The sequence below is a fragment of the Bartonella taylorii 8TBB genome, from assembly GCF_902825155.1.
In the GTDB taxonomy this organism is placed as follows: domain Bacteria; phylum Pseudomonadota; class Alphaproteobacteria; order Rhizobiales; family Rhizobiaceae; genus Bartonella; species Bartonella taylorii_A.
Genome location: NZ_CADEAG010000027.1, coordinates 1 through 3046 on the forward strand (window position 1 = coordinate 1; position 3046 = coordinate 3046).

At 41.4% G+C, this 3046-nt stretch carries 1 pseudogene; it reads left to right on the top strand.

The features are described from left to right. Positions 1–3046: pseudogene (locus J7R13_RS08415) on the top strand (hypothetical protein); the annotation flags it as partial.

A 3046-nucleotide genomic window follows, 5' to 3' on the forward strand; every position in this document is an offset into this window, starting at 1 on the left:
CAAATTGAATTTTCTTCGTCCTATTTACAAGACATCTTTTGTAAAGATGCTTTCTTTATCCTCAATAGTAGCACTTTTGTCGAGTGCTTCTCCAGTGTATTCAAAAACAGTTTCTCCAAAAGAAGCGCTTCTCATAAGTGCGAAAAGCCCTTCTGTAACGTTTCCGCAAAGTGTTATCTCTGTTGTTGATGACTATGATGTTGATGCGAGTGATCAGGAAAATGATGTAACAGCACAACAAGCGGGGAGCACACTGACAGCGAGCGCTGTGAGTGACTATGTCAATTTTTTAACCACAATATTTTCTAAGAAAAGTAGTGATAATGCTATCGTGAATGTTTTGGCACCTGATGGCAATAATTTACTGAAAAGTAAGTTCAGTGCAGCGGAGAAATATAAAGAATTTATCATCAGTGCACAGAATGGTGAAAATACAGCGACCATTGATGCATTGAATCCTTTGCGCAATGACTCTATGGCTAGAATGCAGCGCGGTACGGGAATGCAACGTGACGTAGAGGTTACTAATGTCATATTTGGTAATGATGTAGAAAAAGGACCAGGAATGCATACATCGAACGATGTTGTTGCTATTGGTACCAAAATAAAAGCCTATGCTGTAGATTCGGTTGCTGTTGGTTATGGTGCGCAGGTGGATAATAAATATACTGTTGCTGTAGGTCATTTGGCGTACGCTGTAGGGCAAAGCAGTATCGCAATAGGTGGCGAAGGTAGATGGGCCGATAACCCGACTCCCCCTGAGGGACGTACAATAGCGAAGGGCGAAGAATCAATTGCTATTGGACGTCGTGTTAGGGCGAACGGTAAAGGATCTATAGCTTTTGGTGCTCATTCAAAAGCAGAGGTTGAGACAAGTGTTGCAATAGGTGCTGAATCTGTAGCCAATAGGGCTGCTGGCGTTTTTGGTTATACTTCTTTGGCGCAGGGTTCTGCAACAAACACAGAGGCGCAATGGAAAAGTACGCGGGGTGTAGTGAGTGTTGGTGATCATAGTAAGGGTATAACCAGACAAATTACAGGCGTAGCAGCTGGTTCTGAGGCTACCGATGCTGTGAATGTTGCACAGTTAAGAGACTTAGAAGATGTTGTAAGAAAAAACGGTTGGAAACTCTCTGCTGGCGGTGCAAATGGCACAACTGTTCTTATGGATGGTGATGTAGATTTTTCTGCTGGAAGTACAAATCTTCAGATTACAAAAGGCGATAAAGACAATAAGCTAAAATTTGATCTGGCTAAAGATGTTGCATTAACGAGCTTAAAGGCAGGTACAAATACCTTCGATGCCACCGGCTTAGTAATTACAGGTGGTCCAAAAATAACGACCGATGGTATTGGCGCTGGTAGTAAAAAGATAACAGGAGTTGCAACGGGTACTGATGATACTGATGCAGTGAATTTTGCACAGCTGAAGGAGATCAAAGAACAGGTAGCATCCAGTAGCTTTGTAAAACAAGATGCAAAAACACATTTTATCACTATTGGTAAAGAAGCAGATGGTAATAAGATAGATATTACAAACAATAAAGGCGAGGGTCGAGTTATTTCCGGCATTGTAAGTGGGGAACTCCGTGAAAATTCAACAGATGCCGTGAATGGTGGGCAGGTCAATCATCTGGGTGTTGGTCTGGCTAAGTATTTTGGAGGTGGTGCTGATTTTGGAAATGGAAACTGGAATCATCCAACCTTTAAGGTTAAAACTATTAAGGGTGATGGTACAGAAAGCGAAGAAAGCTATGATAACGTAGCGGCTGCTTTTGAGGGTGTTGGTAATTCTATTACGGATATTCATAAAGAGATTAAAAATGAGATTAATAATGTAGTTACCAAGGTGGAAGGTGATTCCTTATCGTGGAGCAAGGAAGCCAATGCGTTTGTGGCCCATCATGGAGAGGGAGATGCAAAGACAAGTAGTAAGATCACATCTCTTGCGAATGGTGATGTTTCTACTGGTTCAACAGATGCTATAAATGGTTCTCAGCTTTATTCACTAGGTAATACATTTGCGACGTATTTTGGTGGTGGAGCCAAATATGAGAATGGCAAATGGACTGCTCCAACCTTTAAGGTTAAAACTATTAACGATGATGGTACAGAAGGTAAAGAAACGGTCTACAATGATGTAGCAACTGCCCTTGCAGGTGTTGGTAATTCTTTTACGAATATTCATAAAGAGATCAATAATGTAGTCACCAAAGTAGAAGGCGATTCCTTATCATGGAGCAAGGAAGATGGTGCGTTTGTTGCCCATCATGGAGAGGGAGATGCAAAGACAAGTAGCAAGATTAAGTTTCTTGCGAATGGTGAAGTTTCATCAACCTCCACGGATGCAGTTACGGGTAATCAGCTTTACTCGTTGGGCGATAAGGTTGCGACGTATTTTGGTGGTGACGCCAAATACGAGAATGGCCAATGGACCGCTCCAACCTTTAAGGTTAAAACTGTTAACGGTGATGGTGCAGAAGCTAAAGAAACAGTCTATCATAATGTAGCGGATGCGTTTGCAGGTGTTGGTAATTCTATCACGAATGTTAAGAATGAGATTACGAAGCAGATTAATAATGAGATTAGCAATGTGAAGGGTGATAGCCTTGTTAAGAAAGATGCCAATACAAATTATATTACTATTGGTAAAGAAGTAGAAGGCAGTGAAATCAATATTGCTAACAGCAAAAAAGAGTTACGGACCCTTTCTGGTGTGAAAGCAGCAGAGAAAGAGAATGAGGCGGTTAACAAGGGACAGCTAGATACAAGCATCAAAAAAGTTGAAGATCAACTAACGAATGTTACTGAACAAGTTAAAGGTGATGCTCTGCTGTGGAATAAGGAAGCCCATGCCTTTGTAGCCCGTCATGAACAGAGCACAGAAGAAGGGGGCAAGTCTGTAAGGATACAAGAAAACAGCAAGATTACGTCTCTTTTAAACGGAGAAGTTTCTAAGACTTCAACGGATGCTATAAATGGTTCCCAGCTTTTTGAGACGAATAATAAGGTTGCGGCATATTTTGGTGGTGACGCCAAATATGAT